At 46.4% G+C, this 19382-nt stretch carries 14 protein-coding genes; 7 read left to right on the top strand and 7 right to left on the bottom strand.

Going from position 1 to position 19382, the window contains the following annotated elements; translation table 11 throughout:
* Positions 1–41: 41 nt before the first annotated feature.
* On the bottom strand, positions 42–2762 hold the full coding sequence (locus tag C7460_RS09350; protein WP_147302898.1) for a carbohydrate-binding protein: 2721 nt from the start codon (positions 2760–2762) through the stop codon (positions 42–44).
* A 209-nt stretch (positions 2763–2971) separates the two neighbouring features.
* Between C7460_RS09350 and C7460_RS09345 the strand changes: the two genes are divergently transcribed.
* Together C7460_RS09345 and C7460_RS09340 are read left to right on the top strand one after the other, a co-directional pair.
* Positions 2972–5851: a triple tyrosine motif-containing protein gene (locus C7460_RS09345; protein ID WP_170147951.1), complete on the top strand. Its 2880-nt coding sequence runs from the start codon at positions 2972–2974 to the stop codon at positions 5849–5851.
* A gap of 57 nt (positions 5852–5908) precedes the next feature.
* Positions 5909–6091 carry a hypothetical protein gene (locus C7460_RS09340; RefSeq protein ID WP_115867831.1) on the top strand — a complete coding sequence of 61 codons (183 nt, stop codon included), beginning with the start codon at positions 5909–5911 and terminating at the stop codon, positions 6089–6091.
* On the opposite strand, the gene recR is transcribed toward C7460_RS09340, so the two are convergent.
* Positions 6088–6699 carry a recombination mediator RecR gene (gene recR, locus C7460_RS09335; RefSeq protein ID WP_115867830.1) on the bottom strand — a complete coding sequence of 204 codons (612 nt, stop codon included), beginning with the start codon at positions 6697–6699 and terminating at the stop codon, positions 6088–6090. The two genes, C7460_RS09340 and recR, sit on opposite strands and share 4 nt — an antisense overlap.
* Entirely contained in the window at positions 6699–6989 is a 291-nt protein-coding gene (locus C7460_RS09330) for an ATP-dependent Clp protease adaptor ClpS (protein WP_394340426.1), read from the bottom strand. The genes recR and C7460_RS09330 overlap by 1 nt, the downstream gene beginning before the upstream one ends.
* Positions 6990–7063: 74 nt before the next feature.
* On the opposite strand from C7460_RS09330, the gene C7460_RS09325 reads away from it, so the two are divergent.
* The 4 genes from C7460_RS09325 (at position 7064) to C7460_RS09310 (ending at position 9590) form a co-directional block, all read left to right on the top strand.
* Positions 7064–8503 (top strand): sodium:solute symporter, encoded by a 1440-nt coding sequence (locus tag C7460_RS09325; RefSeq protein WP_115867829.1) that lies wholly within the window; start codon positions 7064–7066, stop codon positions 8501–8503.
* A gap of 60 nt (positions 8504–8563) precedes the next feature.
* Positions 8564–8923 (top strand): hypothetical protein, encoded by a 360-nt coding sequence (locus C7460_RS24050; protein WP_115867828.1) that lies wholly within the window; start codon positions 8564–8566, stop codon positions 8921–8923.
* 104 nt (positions 8924–9027) lie between these two features.
* Positions 9028–9261, top strand: coding sequence for a ribbon-helix-helix domain-containing protein (locus C7460_RS09315; RefSeq protein ID WP_115867827.1), 234 nt, complete (start codon positions 9028–9030; stop codon positions 9259–9261).
* The gene (locus tag C7460_RS09310; protein WP_115867826.1) at positions 9258–9590 is read left to right on the top strand and encodes a type II toxin-antitoxin system PemK/MazF family toxin; all 333 of its coding nucleotides are present in this window, start codon (positions 9258–9260) and stop codon (positions 9588–9590) included. Before C7460_RS09315 ends, C7460_RS09310 begins: the two co-directional genes overlap by 4 nt.
* On the opposite strand, the gene C7460_RS09305 is transcribed toward C7460_RS09310, so the two are convergent.
* On the bottom strand, positions 9587–9931 hold the full coding sequence (locus C7460_RS09305) for an MGMT family protein (protein WP_115867825.1): 345 nt from the start codon (positions 9929–9931) through the stop codon (positions 9587–9589). The genes C7460_RS09310 and C7460_RS09305 overlap by 4 nt on opposite strands.
* Before the next feature lie 46 nt (positions 9932–9977).
* Here C7460_RS09305 and C7460_RS09300 point away from each other — a divergent pair, with 46 nt between their 5' ends.
* Complete coding sequence (locus tag C7460_RS09300) at positions 9978–10655, top strand: SDR family NAD(P)-dependent oxidoreductase (protein WP_115867824.1); 678 nt, start codon at positions 9978–9980, stop codon at positions 10653–10655.
* On the opposite strand, the gene C7460_RS09295 is transcribed toward C7460_RS09300, so the two are convergent.
* The 3 genes from C7460_RS09295 to C7460_RS09285 all read right to left on the bottom strand — a co-directional run bounded on the left by C7460_RS09295 (position 10652) and on the right by C7460_RS09285 (position 19375).
* Complete coding sequence (locus C7460_RS09295) at positions 10652–14194, bottom strand: VCBS repeat-containing protein (RefSeq protein ID WP_115867823.1); 3543 nt, start codon at positions 14192–14194, stop codon at positions 10652–10654. The genes C7460_RS09300 and C7460_RS09295 overlap by 4 nt on opposite strands.
* Before the next feature lie 3 nt (positions 14195–14197).
* On the bottom strand, positions 14198–17509 hold the full coding sequence (locus C7460_RS09290) for a VCBS repeat-containing protein (protein WP_147302897.1): 3312 nt from the start codon (positions 17507–17509) through the stop codon (positions 14198–14200).
* Between the two features lie 171 nt (positions 17510–17680).
* Positions 17681–19375, bottom strand: coding sequence for a RagB/SusD family nutrient uptake outer membrane protein (locus C7460_RS09285; RefSeq protein ID WP_115867821.1), 1695 nt, complete (start codon positions 19373–19375; stop codon positions 17681–17683).
* Positions 19376–19382: the final 7 nt, after the last annotated feature.

The following is a 19382-nucleotide window of genomic DNA, read 5'->3' as shown; positions in this document are numbered from 1 at the left end:
TCGGCAAATTACATAAGCCCTCTGTGATAAACTACACCAGGTTAACGCAAGACGATTTTTTCAACTTTGGTCATGCCTGACTGTTGCATCTCCACAAGGTAAACTCCGGGATTGAGCAAACGCATATCCACCACGGGCCCTTGAGCAACTTGCACCACTTTTCCTGATAAGTCCAAAATCCTTAGTGCTTGCTCATATCCCTTTACTTCGAATGAATCCGTACAGGGATTGGGGAAAATCACCGATCCGGATGCTTTTTTCGCGTCAAGCACTCCTAAATACGAAAACCGCATCCAATTCACATTAAACTCCGGATCTATAATTTCCATTCGCAGCAATGTCCTCCCAGCAGTCAGATCCATACTAACCGTGACCGTTTTCCATGCCTGCCAGCCACCAGTTATCGGCACATTTACTCGTTTGGAGTTTAGTGTTTCGCCAGCCTCATCTAGCTGTAGCAAACGAATAACACCGTCATTTCCGGCACATGCCACACGCACTTCCACTTGATAAGCGCCCGACTCCTGCACGTTGATCAGGTAGTCGAGGTAATCACCAGTATTGGTGTAACCTATATTTTGCCCTCCACCCACATCGGTGGTGGATTCGATCTCCAGGCCCTGATTTACATGAAAGTTTTCAGCCTCGATTTTCCCGGGAATCATGAGGTATTTAGGGAGTTGATTGTCCACTCTTAGTTCAAAAGGCTCCAGCAATATTCCATCAGTGGATCGCAACCCATTGCCCTCATATACCAGTGTAATTTTTTGCTCGCTAGTGAGGCCCTGACTCGTGGTGATGAGCAATTGAGACACAGCATGAAGTGCTACACTTTTTGGCTCTTGCGTGCTGCCATTTATTTCCACAGCAAAGCCTTCTGCTGAAACGGTGCCTTCATCTAGTGATTTGTTCAAGGTGAGTAGTAACTCACTCTCATCAGCAGTAGTCACCGACAGACCTTTGAATCGCGCGTCATCTATTTGGCTTTTCATCTGAAAACCAAAGTAATTTAGGTTCATTCCTCCCTGATCGATCACTAGTTTTAATTTTCTCATTCCCGCCTCCAAGAGCACATCTTTGATTAAGAATGTATCCCATGCGTCATACGCCCCAGTGGCGGGTAGTTGTACGTTTTCCGTCACGTCCACTCCGTCTACTTCAAAATGTATGCTTCCACCTCCCGCATATCTGATGGATAGATCATAAGCGGCCGAGGAGTCCACCTTCAGGGTATACAGCATCCACTCTCCCGCATTGGTCCACCCCACAGAGTAACCATTGCCTTTGGGGTCATTGTCCGTGGTAGGTTCTATATCCACCCCGTCATTCCGATAGCTGTATCCAAGGTTCCAGGCTTGTCCTCCGGGATCACGCGTGATGTTGGTATACTCTTCATCCTGATAGGCATGACCTACCCTGCCCAGATCATAGTCCGTGGTAGAAACGATCACCTCCTCACCGGCAGTGAGCACATGATTTTTAAAAGGCCTGGTTTCTGTAGTGTGTGGCTGACGGATCATGGCATCCACCACATCTGGATGATAGGTAGTATGCTCCAGCTTAAGATCCTCCGCTAGTTGCATGAGCCCCTTAAAAGCCACCTCCTCGGAGGGCTTTGTCCCAGAGCCATTCCAATAATCGAGAATCTGCTGATAATCATCATTCATCGCAATCTGTAGGGGGTTGTTGCCACCAAGTTTTTTCAATGGCCACCAAGACCAGCCGATTCCATTATCTTCGAGTAGCTCAATGGCGTTCGTAAACCAAACATTGGAGTTTTCTCCCGTCTCCCCTAGCCAAATTGGCACGTTCCTCTCCTGGCGCATGTTAAGCATCCCTTGTATTTCGGCCTGCGTATTAGGATTCCAGTACTTATGGTAACTGATCACGAGGTTATCGTCCCACAAAGTGTGCAACCCTCCGTAGTTGTTTCCCCAGCAGTTGCCTTCAATCACGATGATATGATTTTGGTCTACCTCACGGATGGCTTTGGTTACACGTTTTTGCAAATTCCACAGCAGCGTATTTTGGCTTTCGGCGCACCCGTTTGGATCATTTTCATGATCTTGAAATCCCCAGTTGGGCTCGTTGATGATGTCATAGGCTGCCAGCATTGGCTCATCGGCATAGCGCTCGGCCAGCTTGCGCCAAAGGGCGACCATCTTGTCCTGATTGGCTGTGCTTTCCCACAGTGAGGGCTTGGAAGGGTCGTAATCGCTAATGTCTTTGTTTTCCCCCTGACCACCTGGTGCCGCATGCAAATCCAGGATTAGGTACATGTTATTGGCCTTGCACCACTCGAGCAAAGCATCCGTCATCTCAAAACCCTGCTCTAGCCAAGTAATGGAACCCGGCACAGGTTCCTCTTCTATCGGCGGGGTATAAAGCTTGTAATGCATCGGCAGGCGAATCATATTGTATCCCCAGCTAGCCATAGAGTCCACATCTATTTTCCGCATGTGGTTGGCTAGCCAGGCAGCATAAAACTGCTCTTTTTTCTGATTGCCAATAAGCGCTTCTATCCGATCTTCAATTTCGTATTGTGCCCCACTCGTACGCAGCATATAGCCTTCCTGAAGCATCCAGCCACCGAGCCCAATGCCCCGCCAGATCACCTCTTCACCATCAGCATTGACTATTTTTTGGCCACTGGCTTTCAAATACTGCCCTGATACGGGCTGCATGGTCAACAGCAAGAGCGCCAACACGATAGCGACAGGAACGATTTGAAAATTTGATTTTTTTACTACTAGTTTTGGCATTTCGAATACAATTTTTGAAAATGAATCCTTGGGTCTTTGCGAAATCTTATTGAAATCAAAAATACCCTGCACACTCAACCTGTCATCGAAATGCCCTACACTAATACTACATCAGCAATAATACGCACTACATCTCTACTACATCAAAGGGTAGTTTCGTGCTGAATTTCAAAATGTTACCTTTTCTTTATTTCAAAGAATTACAAAATATGAAAGGAGTGTTGGTCAGATTATTCGCTGGTGTTTTCCTGCTACTACATGCAGGATTTGTTGGGAGTCAGTCCAAAAACGAAATCAAGGGCACTCCACGCATTATACATTACACGAAAAATGAATTTCAGGCTGACCCGCAGATATGGTCCATGGCACAAGATGATAGCGGGGTACTGTATTTTGGAAATAATGACGGTACGCTGATCTATGATGGAGCACAGTGGCAAAAAATAGCACTCCCAAATAATTCATCTGTACGCAGCATCTGTTATAGTAGCGAAGGCAAGCTTTATGTTGGTGGATTCAATGACTTTGGGATTATAGCAAAAGATGAATTTGGTGACTACCACTACCATTCACTTCTCGATAAATTGCCTCCGGCCGAGCGCACGCTAGAAAACATCTGGGCGATCCATGAAGTGCAAGGTCACATTGTGATGCGAAGCCTCTCCAAGCTTATCGCGATTAAAGACGACAAAGTTTTTACGATTCCCGCTTTTGGCTATTACTACTCCAATGTGGTCAACGACCAGCTCCTGTTGGCGAATCCCAGCGGACTTCAGCTATTGGATTTAAATTCGCTAGAATTTGAAGTACTAACTGTCAGCGAAACATACAGCCAGCAAACGATCGCAAGTGTTTTGCCTGGCGCAGCAGCCGATGAGCTCTACCTCTTCACCAAACCCGGCGGTATCTATGCTTATCAGAATGGCAAATGTGCCCTGATCAGAAATTGCTTCGCACCCGGGGAAAGCAACCAAATATTGTCAGCGATTAAATCCATAGGAGGCAATTACTACCTGGGCACGCTGAGTACTCAGCTAATGGTGCTCAATGAGCAAGCCGAAAATCTGTCGCTTTCTGCTGCACTCACCAGACTTCAGAACAACACCGTGCTCAACCTCTTTGAAAGTGCTGAAGGCAACATCTGGGCCTTACTCAACAATGGCATTGACTGCATCAACATCTCCTCACCAGTATCAGTGCTGTTCGAAAATGCGTCCGTATATGATGTGCTCATTCGAGGTGGAAAAATTTACGCTGCAACCAATCAAGGTGTATTTGTCTCTGAACGAATTGTTCACAATCCTCATTTTTCCAGCCTTGCCTTTGAGAAAATCCCTGGATTGGAGGGGCAAGCCTGGAAACTGGATGTCGTGGGAGAAAACATACTCTGTAGCCACGATGCAGGTGTCTACGTCATCAATGAAGCTGATCAAGCCAAAAAGTTAACCGGGAGTCAGGGGACCTGGAAAATACTAAAGGTAGATGGATATGAAAACACCTATTTCCTCTGCACCTACATCGGTCTCACACTCCTCACTTATGAGTCTGGCAAATACATCATCCATGGCCCGGTGGAGGGACTGGTAGAATCTACTCGCGATATCATTCAGGGAAACCAACCCGGAGAGTTTTGGATCTGTCACGGCTACAAGGGTGTATTTCGGGTGCGATTGTCCAAAAATCTAAAGCAGACAGTGGCCATAGAACATTTTCGCGAAAGCGGCCTACCATCTCCGCTAAGTGTGAACACCTTCCGCTACGACGGCCAGATCGTATTCACCACGAACGAAGGCATCTTTACTTTCGATGAAAAAGCGAACCGCTTCGTACCTCATGAGGAGCTCAACAAGCGCTTTGGGACGGACAAGAACGTACGCAAACTTCTAGAAGAAGGAAACCTTACCTGGTTTGTGCATGACGATGAAGCCGGGTATTTCCTGAAAGATCAAGAAGGGTTGAACAAGGATCTTTTCCTGGAACTAAAAGGAACTTTTAACCGCAGTATGGAGTGTATCCTGCCAGTAAACGACAACAATGTTCTTCTCGGTGCTACCAACGGACTGTATGCCTATGATCTGAGCTTTGAGCAACAAAAACCAACAGGTGAAGTGCTCCTCACTCAGGTTGCATTTTGGAATACTGGCGAAAAAGAGAAGCTATCGCTCCTTGATCCTCGGCCTAAGCTACCTCACCATGCCAGCAATATCACTTTTTGCTTTGCCGCACCTAAGCTGAAAGACCAGACGAAAGTCCAGTACAGCTATCTTCTAAAAGGAATGGATAAAGCCTGGTCTGCGTGGACTCCAAAGCCGTCCAAAGAATACACGACGCTTCCTCCGGGGAATTATACCTTTCAGGTAAAAGCGAGGAGCATCATTGGCGAATCCACTTCACAGAGCAGTTATGATTTTGTCATTATTCCGGTGTGGTATCAAACCAAAGGGGCTTACCTCATTTATCTAATTATCATCGTTTGTGGTGCTTACGCTTCCCGGAAACTCATCAAACGGAAAATTTTCAAAGAAAAAGAGAAAACCCGAAGCGAAGAGCAAGAAAAGCAATCCATTCTGGAGATGGAGCTGGAGCAAATGCGGCTGGAGCGCGAAAAGGAACGCATCGAACGAGATAAAAAGCAGTTGGAAGAAGACGTAATATTTAAAAGTAAAGAGCTGGCCAACTACACCATGCTGCTGGTGCGTAAGCGGGAGCTGCTCACAGAACTTCGCGAAGACTTGAAAGAACTGAAGGAGGTAGCCAAAAATGAAAAATCACGCAACCGCCTGCGCCAACTGATTCGTAAAATCGGCATTAACCTCAATGACGAAGAACACATTCAGGTATTCGAAGCTAATTTCGAGCGCGTGCATCATGAGTTTTTCAAGGAGCTAAAAATGCATTTTCCAGACCTTACACTCAAAGAACTACGACTGTGTGCGCTGGTAAAAATGAACCTCTCAAACAAGGAAATTGCACCGATATTGAACATTTCCGTAAGAGGAGTAGAAACGGCCCGCTATCGCTTACGCAAAAGGCTCAGTTTGGATCACGAAGAAAACATGGTAGAGTTTTTAGAAAAACTAGCACCTTGATTGAGCATAAGCCACAATTCCCCTAACATTACACCGAAGAAGCAAGTCTGACATCCTATGAATCCGAATGCACTAAAAGCTTTGAGCTATCTGATGGTAACGATCGTAATGGTCGTAAGCGGCGGATATTTTTATCGTACCTGGCAGCAGGGAGACCCAAGGTGGTATTTTATGATTTTGGCTTTGGCTATAGCCTTGCTACTGTCCTACAACCTGCTGACCAAAAAAAGACGTGACTAATCTGCTGAAAACAGGGTGCGTGTAGCGATACTCCTACCCAGTGTGAGCTCATCGGTATACTCCAGCTCACCACCCACAGGAATACCACGCGCTATGGTAGAAACTTTCACTCCCGTTTCTTTGAGCATTTTAGTGATATAAAACGCAGTAGTATCTCCCTCCATCGTAGAGCTCAGCGCCAGAATTACTTCCTTTACCTCACTGCCGGATTGCTTTACACGCGCTATGAGCGAGTCTATTTTCACCTGATCCGGACCTATGCCGTCCATGGGGGAGATGCGACCACCTAGTACATGAAAGAGGCCATTGTACTGTCCGGTATTACGAATGGCCAGCACGTCGGGCGTATCTTCCACTACACATATCACGGTGGTGTCACGCGAAGGTGTCTGACAGGTACAGTCTTCAGTATCAGCTATGATGTGGCATGTCTGGCAATACTTGATCTGCTCACGGAGATCTTTTAATGATTCCGAGAGGGCTGCTGTTTGTGATTCTGGCTGCTTGAGTAGATGCAGGGCCAACCGCAGAGCGGTTTTCTTACCGATACCTGGCAGGCGCGAAATCTCTTCTACGGCCTGTTCTACCAGCTTAGAGGGATACTCCATTATTCGATAGTGGCTGAAATCCCCGCATCAGTAATCCCATCTCTCATCGGGCGTAATTCTTTTAAGCTGCCTTTTTTCACAGCACACTTCCCCTTAAAATGAATGATGTATGTGCACTGCTCTGCCTGATGAACGTCATGCTTACACACTTTTATGAGTGTGTTGATCACATGATCGAAGGTGTTGAAATCATCATTGTGCACGATAAGACTTTTGACATCTTCCTGACCGAGATCCTCCTCTACATCTACTAATTCTTCTATGTCCGGTGCAAACTCCATGTCTACCATAACACAAAATTAGTGTAAGTGATTAATTTGCCCCAATTTTAGAGCTATTCTTCAACCAAAACCCCTTAGCACGAATGAACCCCGTACTCGTTGGAAGCATTATTCTAGGCTATTTTTTAATCTTAATCGGTGTTTCATGGTTTACTTCTCGCAATGCACAAGACGGTGATTTTTACAACGCCAACCGTCAGTCTCCCTGGTATCTGGTCGCCTTTGGCATGATCGGAGCTTCGTTATCCGGAGTTACGTTTATCTCCGTACCTGGCGAAGTAGGCAACAGCAACTTTTTTTACTTTCAGGTGGTCTTGGGCTATTTGGTCGGTTATTTCGTAATCGCCAAAGTCCTTTTACCGCTCTACTACAAGCTCAATCTGGTATCTATCTACACTTACCTGGAAGAGCGCTTTGGCTTTTGGAGTTATAAGTCAGGAGCGTTTTTCTTCTTGATTAGTCGCATTATCGGCTCGTCCTTCCGCTTGTTTTTGGTAGCAGGCGTATTACAAATCAGCTTTTTTGACGCCTTTGGGCTACCCTTTTGGGTGGCGGTGCTCGTCACCATCATCCTCATCTGGCTATACACTTTTCGTGGTGGGATCAAAACCATCGTGGTGACCGACACACTCCAAACCACGTTTATGATTGCTTCGGTGATCGTAAGCATCTTGTTTATCCAAAGCGAACTCAACTGGTCTTTTGGAGAAATGACCACCTCCCTTTTTAGTGACGCACGCAGCCAGATCTTCAATTGGGACTGGCAAAGTGGCAACAACTTTTACAAGCAGTTCTTTTCTGGTGCCTTCATAGCCATTGTGATGACAGGACTTGATCAGGACATGATGCAAAAAAACCTGACTTGCCGCACGCTTGGCGATGCACAAAAAAATGTATTTTGGTTTTGCATCATTTTGGTTATCGTCAATTTCCTCTTCCTCAGCATGGGGTTGCTCCTGTTCCAATACAGCGAAATCAGTGGCATTGCCATTCCTGAGCGTACCGATTATCTGTTTCCAGAGCTCGCCATCAACCACTTCTCCACGGTAGGAGCTGTTGTGTTTTTGCTGGGCATCACCGCGGCTGCATACTCCAGTGCAGACTCAGCACTTACAGCACTTACCACTTCCTTTTGTGTGGATTTTCTCGGCTTCTCGCCAAAAAATTACCACCGGAAAAAGAACCTGCGCAAGCTTGTTCACTTGGGGTTTTCGCTGGTGCTGTTTGTCGTTATACTCATTTTTCAGGCCATCAATGATCGCAGTGTCATCACCGCAGTATTTATAGCTGCTGGTTACACCTATGGACCGCTACTAGGCCTGTTTACACTAGGGATTTTCACCAAAATCAACGTAAAAGACCACTTGGTACCGTGGGTATGTTTGGCAGCACCGGCTCTTTCCTACCTCGTCAACATCAACTCAGAGGCCTGGTTTGGTGGCTATAAATTTGGTTTTGAAATCCTCATACTCAATGGATTGCTCACGTTTGTGGGACTGCTTCTGATTAGAAGAAAGGACTGACACTTATTAATAAAGTTTTTTTTGGAAATAATGCATACGCTTATTTGACAAGAATACGAAATGAAACGGATCAATAGCTACATCGTAAGGAAAAATAAAGATTACTACACCGCTGACCCGATTCCTCTAACAAATAAAAACTTCAAGAAAGCCTTGAGGCTGTCGTACAAGAGGCTGTTATATCTTCCCGTATTACTAACTCTTGTAATTGGTTTTTTTGTACTCCCTTTAATTGTTTTTAGAACAATCTCTGGGATTAATCTAACCCTTTCACTGGGTATTTCTGCAAGTATTTTCTTTACTATGGCTATTTTAGGTCCATATCTTCAAATAAAATTAGCCTTCTACAATGCCAAAAGAAATCCTAAAAATGGATTGAGAAAGCACGGGATTCTAGAGAATATGAATTTAGAGAAATAATCAATCTAACTTCATAGTTGAGCCCCTGGTCGTGTGACTGCTTCTGATTAGAAAGAACTAATTACGAGTGAAAGTAGTTATATTTACAAAACATAAATATGAATATGACCACTTTCACAAGTTCACTCCCCAATGAGCTACTAGAACAGCTTGCACAAAAATCCAAAAAGCTTGGACTCCCCAAAAATCGGATCATCGAACGTGCTCTCAGCATCTACCTCGAGCAGCTGGATAAAGCTGAGTACATCCAATCTTACCGAATGGCGGGCCAGGACGAGGAAATCATGAATATCGCTGAAGAAGGGATGGCCGAATATGTGAAGCAGCTACCAAAATGAAACAGGGAGAAATCTGGTACACAGATTTAGAGCCAACTAAAGGAAGCGAACAGTCTGGCTTTCGCCCAGTGGTTATTCTGAGTGGGAATATGATGAACGAACTACTTTCTGTAGTCATCGTCTGTCCATTAACCTCCAGTGTGAAAGGCTATAAAGGAAATCTGGTACTAGAACCCAACAGTACTAACAATCTACCAACCGCCAGCGAAACACTAATTTTTCACATCCGGTCACTGGCTAAGATGAGATTAAAGCGAAAAATAGGGACCATCGAACCTGAGCAAATTGATTTTCTGAAAACCAGCCTTAACAAAATCCTCACTTACTAGTCCACCCCCAACTCCACCATCGGGTCCCAAAATACCTGATCGAAATCCTGCACCTGATCCTTTTGGACACGAACACCCTCTGCTTCTAGTCGCTGCTGCATCACCTCTGGGCCACCCAAAAAATTGTGTTTGCCGCTTAGCACGCCAATCCTATTGACCACCCGGTGCGCTGGAATGCTCTCATCGCCATGGGCCTGGTTCATGGCCCAGCCCACCATCCTGGCACTGCGTTTTACCCCCAGATAAGCAGCAATAGCACCGTATGAAGTAACTCTGCCTGCGGGAATCAACCGTGCCACCTCATGCACATCTTTAAAAAAATTGGATTTAGAATCTTCCATAACTTAGCGGTCAATATCCTGTTATAACCCTAAAACTAAAGCAACAATGCCTAAAAATGTATTAGTAACCGGTGCAACCGGAAATCTGGGAACTGCCGTTTGTAAGAAACTGCTCGATCAGGGCTACCAAGTTATAGGGACCACCCGCCCTGGTAGCCAGGCTCCTGAAAGCGCTGTAGATTTTTTTCCGTGTGACCTAACTGACGAAAATGCAACAGCGGCACTTTTTGATCAGCTAAAGTCAAAATACCAACGACTAGATGGTGTCATTTGTCTAGTAGGTGGTTTTGGGATGGGCAATATCCGTGAATCCTCATCCCAGGACATGCTACAGATGCTCCAGCTAAACTATTTTACGGCCTATCACACGGCACAGCAAGCCATCAACTGGATGAATACAACAGGTGGTGGCAAACTAATCTTTATCGGCGCTAAACCAGCACAGGAAGGTGGTGCCGGACCTGTGCTACCATATGCCATTAGCAAATCGGCAGTAGCCAAACTAGCCGAAATCATCAATGAGGATGCAGACAACCAGAATATACAGGCATCACTAGTAGTCCCGAGTATCATTGACACACCTCCTAACCGGGAAGGCATGCCCGACGCAAATTTTAGCGATTGGGTGACTCCTGAGGCACTGGCAGCAAACATTGCGCATTTGCTTTCTGAGCATGGCAGCCCCCTACGGGACGTAGTACTCAAGGTGTATAATCGGGCTTAAAGCTTTCTGGACTTGCCGTCAAAGCTGGTAACCATCACCTCTGTGGCGCCAGCTGGAAGCCTTACATATCGGCTATTTTGGGAGAGGTATGTATGACCGTAGTACACCTCTCTCTTTACCTTTTGATTGTTCGCATCGCGGTAAGTTACCTGGAAGTCATTGGGCTGTAAGGAAATCACCAAACCTGCGCTATCGCCTATCGAAAACGCCCTTAGTTCACCTTGATTTTGACTGGCCACCAGTATATCTCTGCCGCTGGCACCTCTCAATTCCACAAGTGCTTTGGCGTCTTTTGGCACATAAAAACCCGATCGGGTGAGAGGAACTGGTACGAAATGCCCTGTCCCATCACCTTTAAGCACCAGACCTTTAAAGGCATCCAATCGCCCCTGCATGACCTCTGTACCATAATCATTGCCCACTATCATCACATCCAGGTGACCATCACTATCTACATCTTTTGGCAGCATGCCATATACAGGGGCCACCTGAGCCTCTAGTGGAAGCGCCTGTACGGTGAAGGTACCGTCACCCTGATTTTCCAGGTATGCAGACTGCATATAATTGGCTTTGTACGCCAGTGCACTGTCCAACTCACCCTCCCGAAACATTTCGGGAAGTGTAGCCTGAGCATACTGAGCATGAAACGCAAACTGATCCTTTATGCGTGTCATCTGTTTGATCATGTCAGGCCTACCAAAGTAAGGATACTCCTGCAATGCTCCCGATGGGCCGGGCAGGTAAACTCCGGGTACCGCATCCCAGCCACCATTCTGATCAAAATCTGCCGCGTAGATTGTCACCGGATGCTGTGGGCTTCCCTGATTGATGCTGTTGAGACCAAGGTTTCCTGCGAGGTAATCCATATCACCATCACCATCAAAATCTCCCGCAACGAGACTATTCCACCAGCCTACAAAGGCGTTTAGCCCAGCAGCTTGAGTGACGTTGGTCAGCTGCCCATCCGTATTTTGAAACAGTTGAATAGACATCCATTCCCCAGCTGTAACCAGATCTGCATCACCATCACCATCAAAATCACTCCAGAGTGCATCAGTGATCATCCCTATTTCTTTAAACAATTCAGAAGCTTGACCATCCAGCTCAAAAACCAGCCGCTCTGTTGTAGATACATTTTTGAACAGATAACTCGAAGCTGGCGCAGGGTACAGATGCGGCACCTGCCTACCAGCTACAAACAAATCCAGGTCTCCATCGGCATCATAGTCTGCAGCGCGCACCGCCCCACTGCTCCATAAAAATTCTGGGAGTGCATTTACCCGATGAACAAACTCCCCATTTACATTTTCATAAAGTCTGTCTTGATAGACGGTGTCACCTGCCGCAAACTCATTGGATCCGTTAGCAAGGTACAAATCCAAGTCTCCATCCAGGTCCGCATCGAAGAGCAGTACCCCTAGTTCTTCGCCTTCATTTGACGCTCCCGTTAATAAATCCTTTTGTTCGAACTGCCCTTGTTCGTTTTGGAGCAGAAAGACTCCCTTTTCAAAAAGCGACCCTCCTACATACAGGTCGTCAAGTCCATCGCCATTTACATCTCCCGCAGCCAGTCCCGGACCATATTGCGATAGCTTATGCGGCAGCAGAGGCTGCACATTAAAATCAATAAAGTCCTCCTCAATATGTACATAGCCATCAAAGGAATCCTCCGCCAATGGTGCTAAAAGCGCACTTGAACCGGTGGCATTGCTGGCCGGAGCATTCGCTGCATTGGATTCATCTAGTACTATTTCCTGGTTGAGCAACACTTCAGTGAGGGTTTGCTGGCGACCTGAAGGCCAAACTACCTCCACTGAACGAATAGCACTGGCAGCACCCAGACCAATCACCCCTTCAAATCCTACCGAAGACAGATACCCCCTATAAGGGCTTTGTTCCCAGTAATGCGTACCCAGGTCTGTAGTAATCCGAACTTTGGCCCCCAAACCATCAGGGTTGTCTCCGATCCCTTTAAGGGTAACTTTGAGCCAACGATTCTCAGGTTGTCGCTCCGTGCTTTTATTTTCATAAATAAAGGCCGGGTCATTGATGTTGTTGACCACATAATCCAGGTCACCATCATTATCCAGATCGGCATAGGCCGCTCCATTAGAAAATGAAGGCAACCGTACCCCCCAATCTTCGGTCACATTTTCAAACCGTAACCCATCTACGTTCTTGTAGGCGTAGTTTTTTATTTTCACAGAAGGGATTTTCGAGAGCAACAGCTTCTTGCTCGCAAAGCGAGCAACCTCTACGCTGTAATCAGAAAAATCGCGATCGGTGACATCTTTGGGAAAACCATTGGTGATGATCAGGTCTCTGAGGCCATCATTGTCAAAATCGGCGACAAGCGGTGCCCAACTCCAATCTGTAGAAGAAACTCCAGCCATAAACGCCACATCTCCGAATACCGGCTCTCCCGACCTGGGGTTCATTCCCTGATTGACCTGAAAGGTATTGCGTACACACTGGTACTGATAGCCATACCGTTCGTTGTTGATGTAGTTCGTGTAGTTGTTGCCCATCATCATGGTCTTTTTACGGTAGTTGTCCTCCGGCAGCATGTCCACAGCCATGATATCCGGGCGTGCGTCATTGTTGATATCCACTACATCATTACCCATAGCCGAATAACTGGTATGGGCGAGGTAATCCTTCGAGCGGTTGGTAAACGTACCGTCTTGATTGTTGATATATACCAAATCCTGAGTCAGGTAGTCGTTGGTCACGTAGATATCACTCCATCCATCCTGATTGAGGTCAGCTACATTCACCCCCAAGCTGTAACCTTCGTAAATGATTCCGGCCTCTGTTGATACATCCGTAAACACCGGCTGAGTACCCTCACCCGTTTGGTCATTGCGATAGAGTTTGTCTACACGTATTTTGGCGTCCGTATGGCTTTTCTTATACACATTAGGTATACGGGCCTGATCCATTTCGTTTACGGCCAGATAGAGGTCAAGGTCTCCATCACGATCATAATCAAAAAAAGCAGCTGTAGTAGTGTGACTAGTATCCGCTATGCCATAAGCCTCCGCCATTTCTTTAAATACAGGCACTCCATCCTGTATTCCCTGATTGACGAAAAGTAAGTTTTTGCGTTCACTGGATTGGGGCTTTACCGTAGCACACACATATATATCTTTCCATCCATCCGCATTGATATCCACCACAGCCACACCTGAGCACCAACGATCAGCTGCTCCCACTCCAGCCTGTGCCGTTACATCTTCAAACTCCATGGCTCCTTTATTTATATAGAGCTGATTAGAAACCATGTTTCCTGTAAAAAACACATCATCTAAGCCATCATTGGTAAAATCAGCTAGTGCTACCCCACCACCGTTGTAGACATATTCAAAAGTGAGGATGTTAAACGAATCATACTCCGTGATGGTGTTTTCGAAAAACACCTGCGTATCGGAAGGTCTGAGCAACTGAAACTGGTGTTTTTCCTCACAAGAAAAAAGGCAACTCAGGCACACACCCACAAGTAGCAATTTGATCGATTTTGTGATTGTATCGTATCGCATGATTTAGTTCTTTTTAAAAATCCGAATAGGCTGATCCACTGCAGACACCACATAGTGCACCTCACCTTGAATTTCGAGTTTTTCCGCATCTCTCACTTCTCCGCTGAGATAAAACCCCGATTCGGCTTCCTTCACATAGTTAAAACCACGCGCTCCATTTCCGCGCAGCATCACTCCCTTGCTAGCTCCTTGCCTGCCCAGCTGTGGTGCCAGATCATGGAGATTGCCTGCCATCCAAATATCCTGATAGCCATCAGCATCAAAATCATCTACCACTATCGCATAAACAGGAGAGATCTGTGCCATTGCCGGCAAAGGTTCGAGAGAAAGCACTCCGTCATTGTTCCAAAGCACAGAGTTGCTAAGGGTCTCAGCCTGATGAGAAAGTACACCGAGCTTTTCCTTGTCTGTAAACAACGTTTCGAAGGTCATTCGAGCATATTGGTCGTACTTCAAAATCCTCTTTTTGAGATAGGGGAGCTGCCTGGTGAGGTCAGCCTTTGTGGCAAAAGGATAGTCAACAGAGTCCTTTGGAGCGTAGGCTGTTAGGATTGGATCCACCTGGCTGTTGTTGTCAAAATCTTTGACATGAAGTTTTAGTGGGCGCTCGGCAGATGCTTTCAGCACGGTATTTTCACCCCAGTTGCCCAGCACAAAATCAGTATCTCCGTCACCATCGAGATCGGCAGGCACGATGGCATTCCACCACCCCCTTGTACCCGGCAAAGTCATGGGATCAAACTTCCCTTCATTGTTTTCCAAAATAGTCACGGCCATCCATTCCCCCACGACAACCAGGTCTGCATCGCCATCACTATCCACGTCGGCCCAGGTAGCATCGGTCACCATGCCACAATTGGCCAGGTAAGCGGGAGACACATCAGTCCAGGCTCCTCCACTGATTTTGAGCAAATAGCTGCGTGGCACCTTGCCATACTGACCCTGAATAGCACGACCACCGAAAAACACAAAGGACTCTTCACCTGACTCATGTGCTTTGATGGCGCCAAAACTTCCAGAGAGGTCCGGCACGTTCCCTTTGGGCGAAAAATTGCCAATACCCTGATTTTCGTAAAACCTAACCGGTGGCGATGGGTGGTCGTGATGATTTCCTCCGGAGCCAATAATCAAATCCTGATCTCCATCCCTGTCTATATCTAAAAATGCACCACAAGTACTTTCAAACTCCTTGTCAGCACTAAACAAGCCCGGAATGAGCGACAATCCTTTTTTACCATGAATATATAGCTTGTCTTCATCTCCATTTGATGAGAGGTGTAGCACATCATCTCTGCCATCTCCGTTGACATCAGCTGTTAGAATCCTGGAAGATTCTGTAGCCATAGTCTTGACCATCAGGCGCTGAAAATCAAAATCACTGTACGGGTTTTCGCGGTGGCTTTGCTTTCTCCGCAATAGCTGATCAGACACCTCCACAATGACGGATTCTGTGCTGACGGCAGAGAAAGCTTTTTTCGAAGCATCCGCTCGATTTACCTGGTGTGTACGGTTGGTCTCAATTTGATTGAGCACTTGCACACTACCATCTGGCCATTCAATGACCGCACTATCCAGCTGAGTAATACTCCCCACACCTATCACTACCTCTGGTGCAGTACTACTCTGAAATCCACGATTGGTGAAATTTTGAGCGCTAAACAGCTTACCACCAGCATAGAGGGTCACTTTGGCTCCAATGCCAAACGGATTTGAGGCTCCTCCTGAAAACATGAATTTCACATAGTTATGATCGCGAAGCGTGTCCGTACGATTCTTAAATAGCATCGCGGGCATGTTTACATTATTGACCAGTAAGTCCAGGTCACCGTCATTGTCCAAATCTGCATAAGTCGCTCCATTACTGAATGATGGGTAGGCCAGCCCCAGTGCATGAGCCTTGTTTTTCATCCGAAGGTTTTGCTGGTTTTCAAAGGCATAGTTGGCTATCGGGGTGGAAGGGAGGTGGGCCAAAAAATCTCTAAAATCAACACGGCCTTTCTCCTTCACAATCCGGTCGATATTTTCTCGGTCGGCAATAAAATCCACAAAGTCTAAATACGTAATGTCGTGATAAATGCCATTGCTTACATAAATGTCTTTATATCCATCATTTTCAAAATCAAATAGCAATGAGCCCCAGCTCCAATCCGTGGCGGAGACACCAGCCAGTCCACTGATCTCTACAAACTCTCCCATCCCTTTATTTAAATGCAGTGTGTTTTGAGTGTATTGGTGGTGGTATTCTTCCCGAGCTTTCAAATCCCTAAAGTGAAAAGGGTCAAACACCGTCATAGCTTTTAAGCGGTAGTTGTCTGCTGGTAACATGTCCGTGGTAAAGACCTCTGGTGCTCCATCATTGGTAAGGTCCGCAATATCAGCCCCCATAGAAGATCCCGAAATCATGGCTGTGCGGGTGCGCAAGTCTTCAGAGAAGGTGCCATCTCCCTGGTTTAGATACAGGTAGTCGCGCTCCCAAAAATCATTAGAAACAAAAATATCAGGCAATAAATCCTGGTTTACATCGGCGATCACCACGCCAAGCCCAAAGCCAATGGCACTACTGTAAAGTCCCGCCTGCTGGGTCACATTTACAAATTGTCCGTCTTCGTTTCGATAAAGTTTATCTCCACCAAGTTCATCGGGTTGATTTCGTGTGTCTTTTGAGATCCTAATTCTGCTAGGATCTTTGAAGCTGTTGTTGAGCACGTAACAGTCCAGGTCTCCGTCACCATCATAATCGAAAAATGCGGCATGTGTAGAAAAGCCCAGATCATTGAGACCAAAATTTTCAGCCTGTTCTGTAAAGGTACCGTCCTGATTGTTGATAAACAGTTCGTTTTCACGATCGTCTCCGGCGATATCTCCCGAGTTGCACACATAAATATCCAGCCAGCCGTCTGCATTTACATCTGCCATGGTTACCCCAGTACTCCAGGCTCGGCTACCAGCTACGACCGCATCATCGGCCAGCTCAAACCTCAGGCTTCCTTTGTTGAGGTAAAGCCGGTTAGCATTCAGGTTGCTGGTAAAAAATACATCTAGTAATCCATCATTATTTACATCACCGACGGCTACCCCTCCTCCGTTGTAATAGTTGCGATAGTTGATCACATTGAAGTCTTTGCCGTCCGTTACCTGATTCAAAAAATCTATCCCACTTTGAGTGGAATCTAAAAGCTCAAACAACGCATCTTGTGGGGGCTCAAAGTTAGGTATCGGTTGGTTTACAGATGTAGCTTCCTTATCTGAAGGAGCACAGGCCCAGATGCTGCACAGCACCAGTAGGCACCAATAAAATCTTTGAGATTGACGCATATACTCGTTTAGGTTTTGGCCAGGAGGTCTTATTTCCGTTGAAATTAGCCAATATGTATGGCTCAAAAAAAGCGGTCAGTAAAATCTTGGTGAGGAATTAAAAAAAGGCCTGCCTCCGAAGAAGCAAGCCAATTTTCATCATTGTGGATTTGTCGTCCTAAAATCACACTATTACCAGTTTTCGTCCACCAACGTGGATTCACTACCTTCCTTAGATACCTCTATTTGTGGCTGCGGTATCGGGTAGGTGGCATGTTTCGCTTCAAACTTGGAAGCGGCAGTTAGGTAATTGCGCTTCGTTTTTTCTACATCTATGTAGCTATTGAGCACCTCAGCAGCTATACCCCATCTTCTGAGATCGAATAGGCGGTGTCCCTCCATAGCCAGCTCTAACCTACGCTCCATGCGCACAGCATTTCGAGCTACGGCCTGATCAGTCCATGGCGTGTCGTAGGTGCCTATCTGATAATTTGCCCAGGTGATAGCGGCATCATCAATACCAGTAGAAACGCTCACCCCATCAGGACCTTGCGCACAATTGGCTGCTCTGGTTCGAATGCGGTTGACAATGTCACGAGCATTTTCCAGCGAACCAGCCTCCACTTCGGCTTCAGCCAGAAGCAAGAGTACATCGGCATATCGATACAAGTGCATGTTCATAGCATGAAGCTGATAGTTTGCCCAACCAACTGAACTTTGCGCAGGACTATTCTTCTCGTAGATGTTTTTCTTCGGCGAATACGGTCCAGCCCAGCTGCGATCACGAATCCACCCAGGCGCATGCACCCCCCAATCCAGAAAGGGTACATCATCTCGTCCTACAGTCCAGTCTAGTCGAGGATCCACAGGATCTCCCGCTGCTACATCTGCATTATTGAAACTACCGTCTAGCATAGGCAATCCGTCGGCATCTACTTTGAAGGCATTTACCAGATTTTGGGAAGGCTGATGAAAACCACAGCACCCAAACGGACTACCACCATGTGGGAAATTTAGTCGATCATTTCGGTTTCCATTGTCTCCATTAGGATTTCCGTCATTAGATGATGCCTGGTAAGCCAATACAGTTTCTTTCCCATTGTCATGAAAAGCCGAGAACACATCATGATAGCACTCTTCCAGATCATATGGACCATTGGCTTCCACATCACGAAGCGTAGTAAGACCGCCAGCATAATCACCAGAGTACACTTGAATTCGTCCTTTATAAGCCTTGGCCGTCCATTGGGTGACTCTACCTATGTCATCCTGCTCTGTCGGCAGTATAGCTATAGCATCATCCAGGTCTTTGAGCATCAGAGGAACCGGATCGGTGCCTACGTTGGTTTTCTTGAAGTCCTCATCATCTTCAGTGTAATACGGAACATTTTTCCAAAATTTCCATGCTTCAAAGTGATAATGTGCACGTAAAAACAGTGCCTCACCTAAAATACGGTCGCGATCATCGTCTGATATATCTTCTACGGATTCCAACAGAGTGATAGTCGCATTGGCTCGTTTTACACCATCATACACTACTCTCCACTTATCATTGAGATATCCTGAAACACCACCAGTAGACCACTGGTAGAGTTCCACATCTTGAGTAGGTTGCTGATCGCCTGGCTCGGAGCCTTTGTAGGCATTGTCAGAAGCCACACTTCCAAAAATCCAGTTGCTACCGGCACCACCCCAGCCGCCATACCCTGCCCAGCCATCGAGCAGTGAATATGCAGAAATGAGGTTGCCTTCTACCCCGAGCTGATTCGCCAGAGTTTTATCATCCAATACTCCTTGTGCTGGAGCATCCAAAAAATCATCACTACAAGCCCAAAGCACTGCACCGGTAATGATGAAGGTCAATATGAGTTTATATAACTTTTTCATTGTTCTT

Source organism: Marinoscillum furvescens DSM 4134 (assembly GCF_003386095.1).
Taxonomy (GTDB): Bacteria; Bacteroidota; Bacteroidia; order Cytophagales; family Cyclobacteriaceae; genus Marinoscillum; species Marinoscillum furvescens.
The sequence above is the reverse complement of the archived record's forward strand: the minus strand, read 5'-3'. Positions and strand labels throughout refer to the sequence as shown.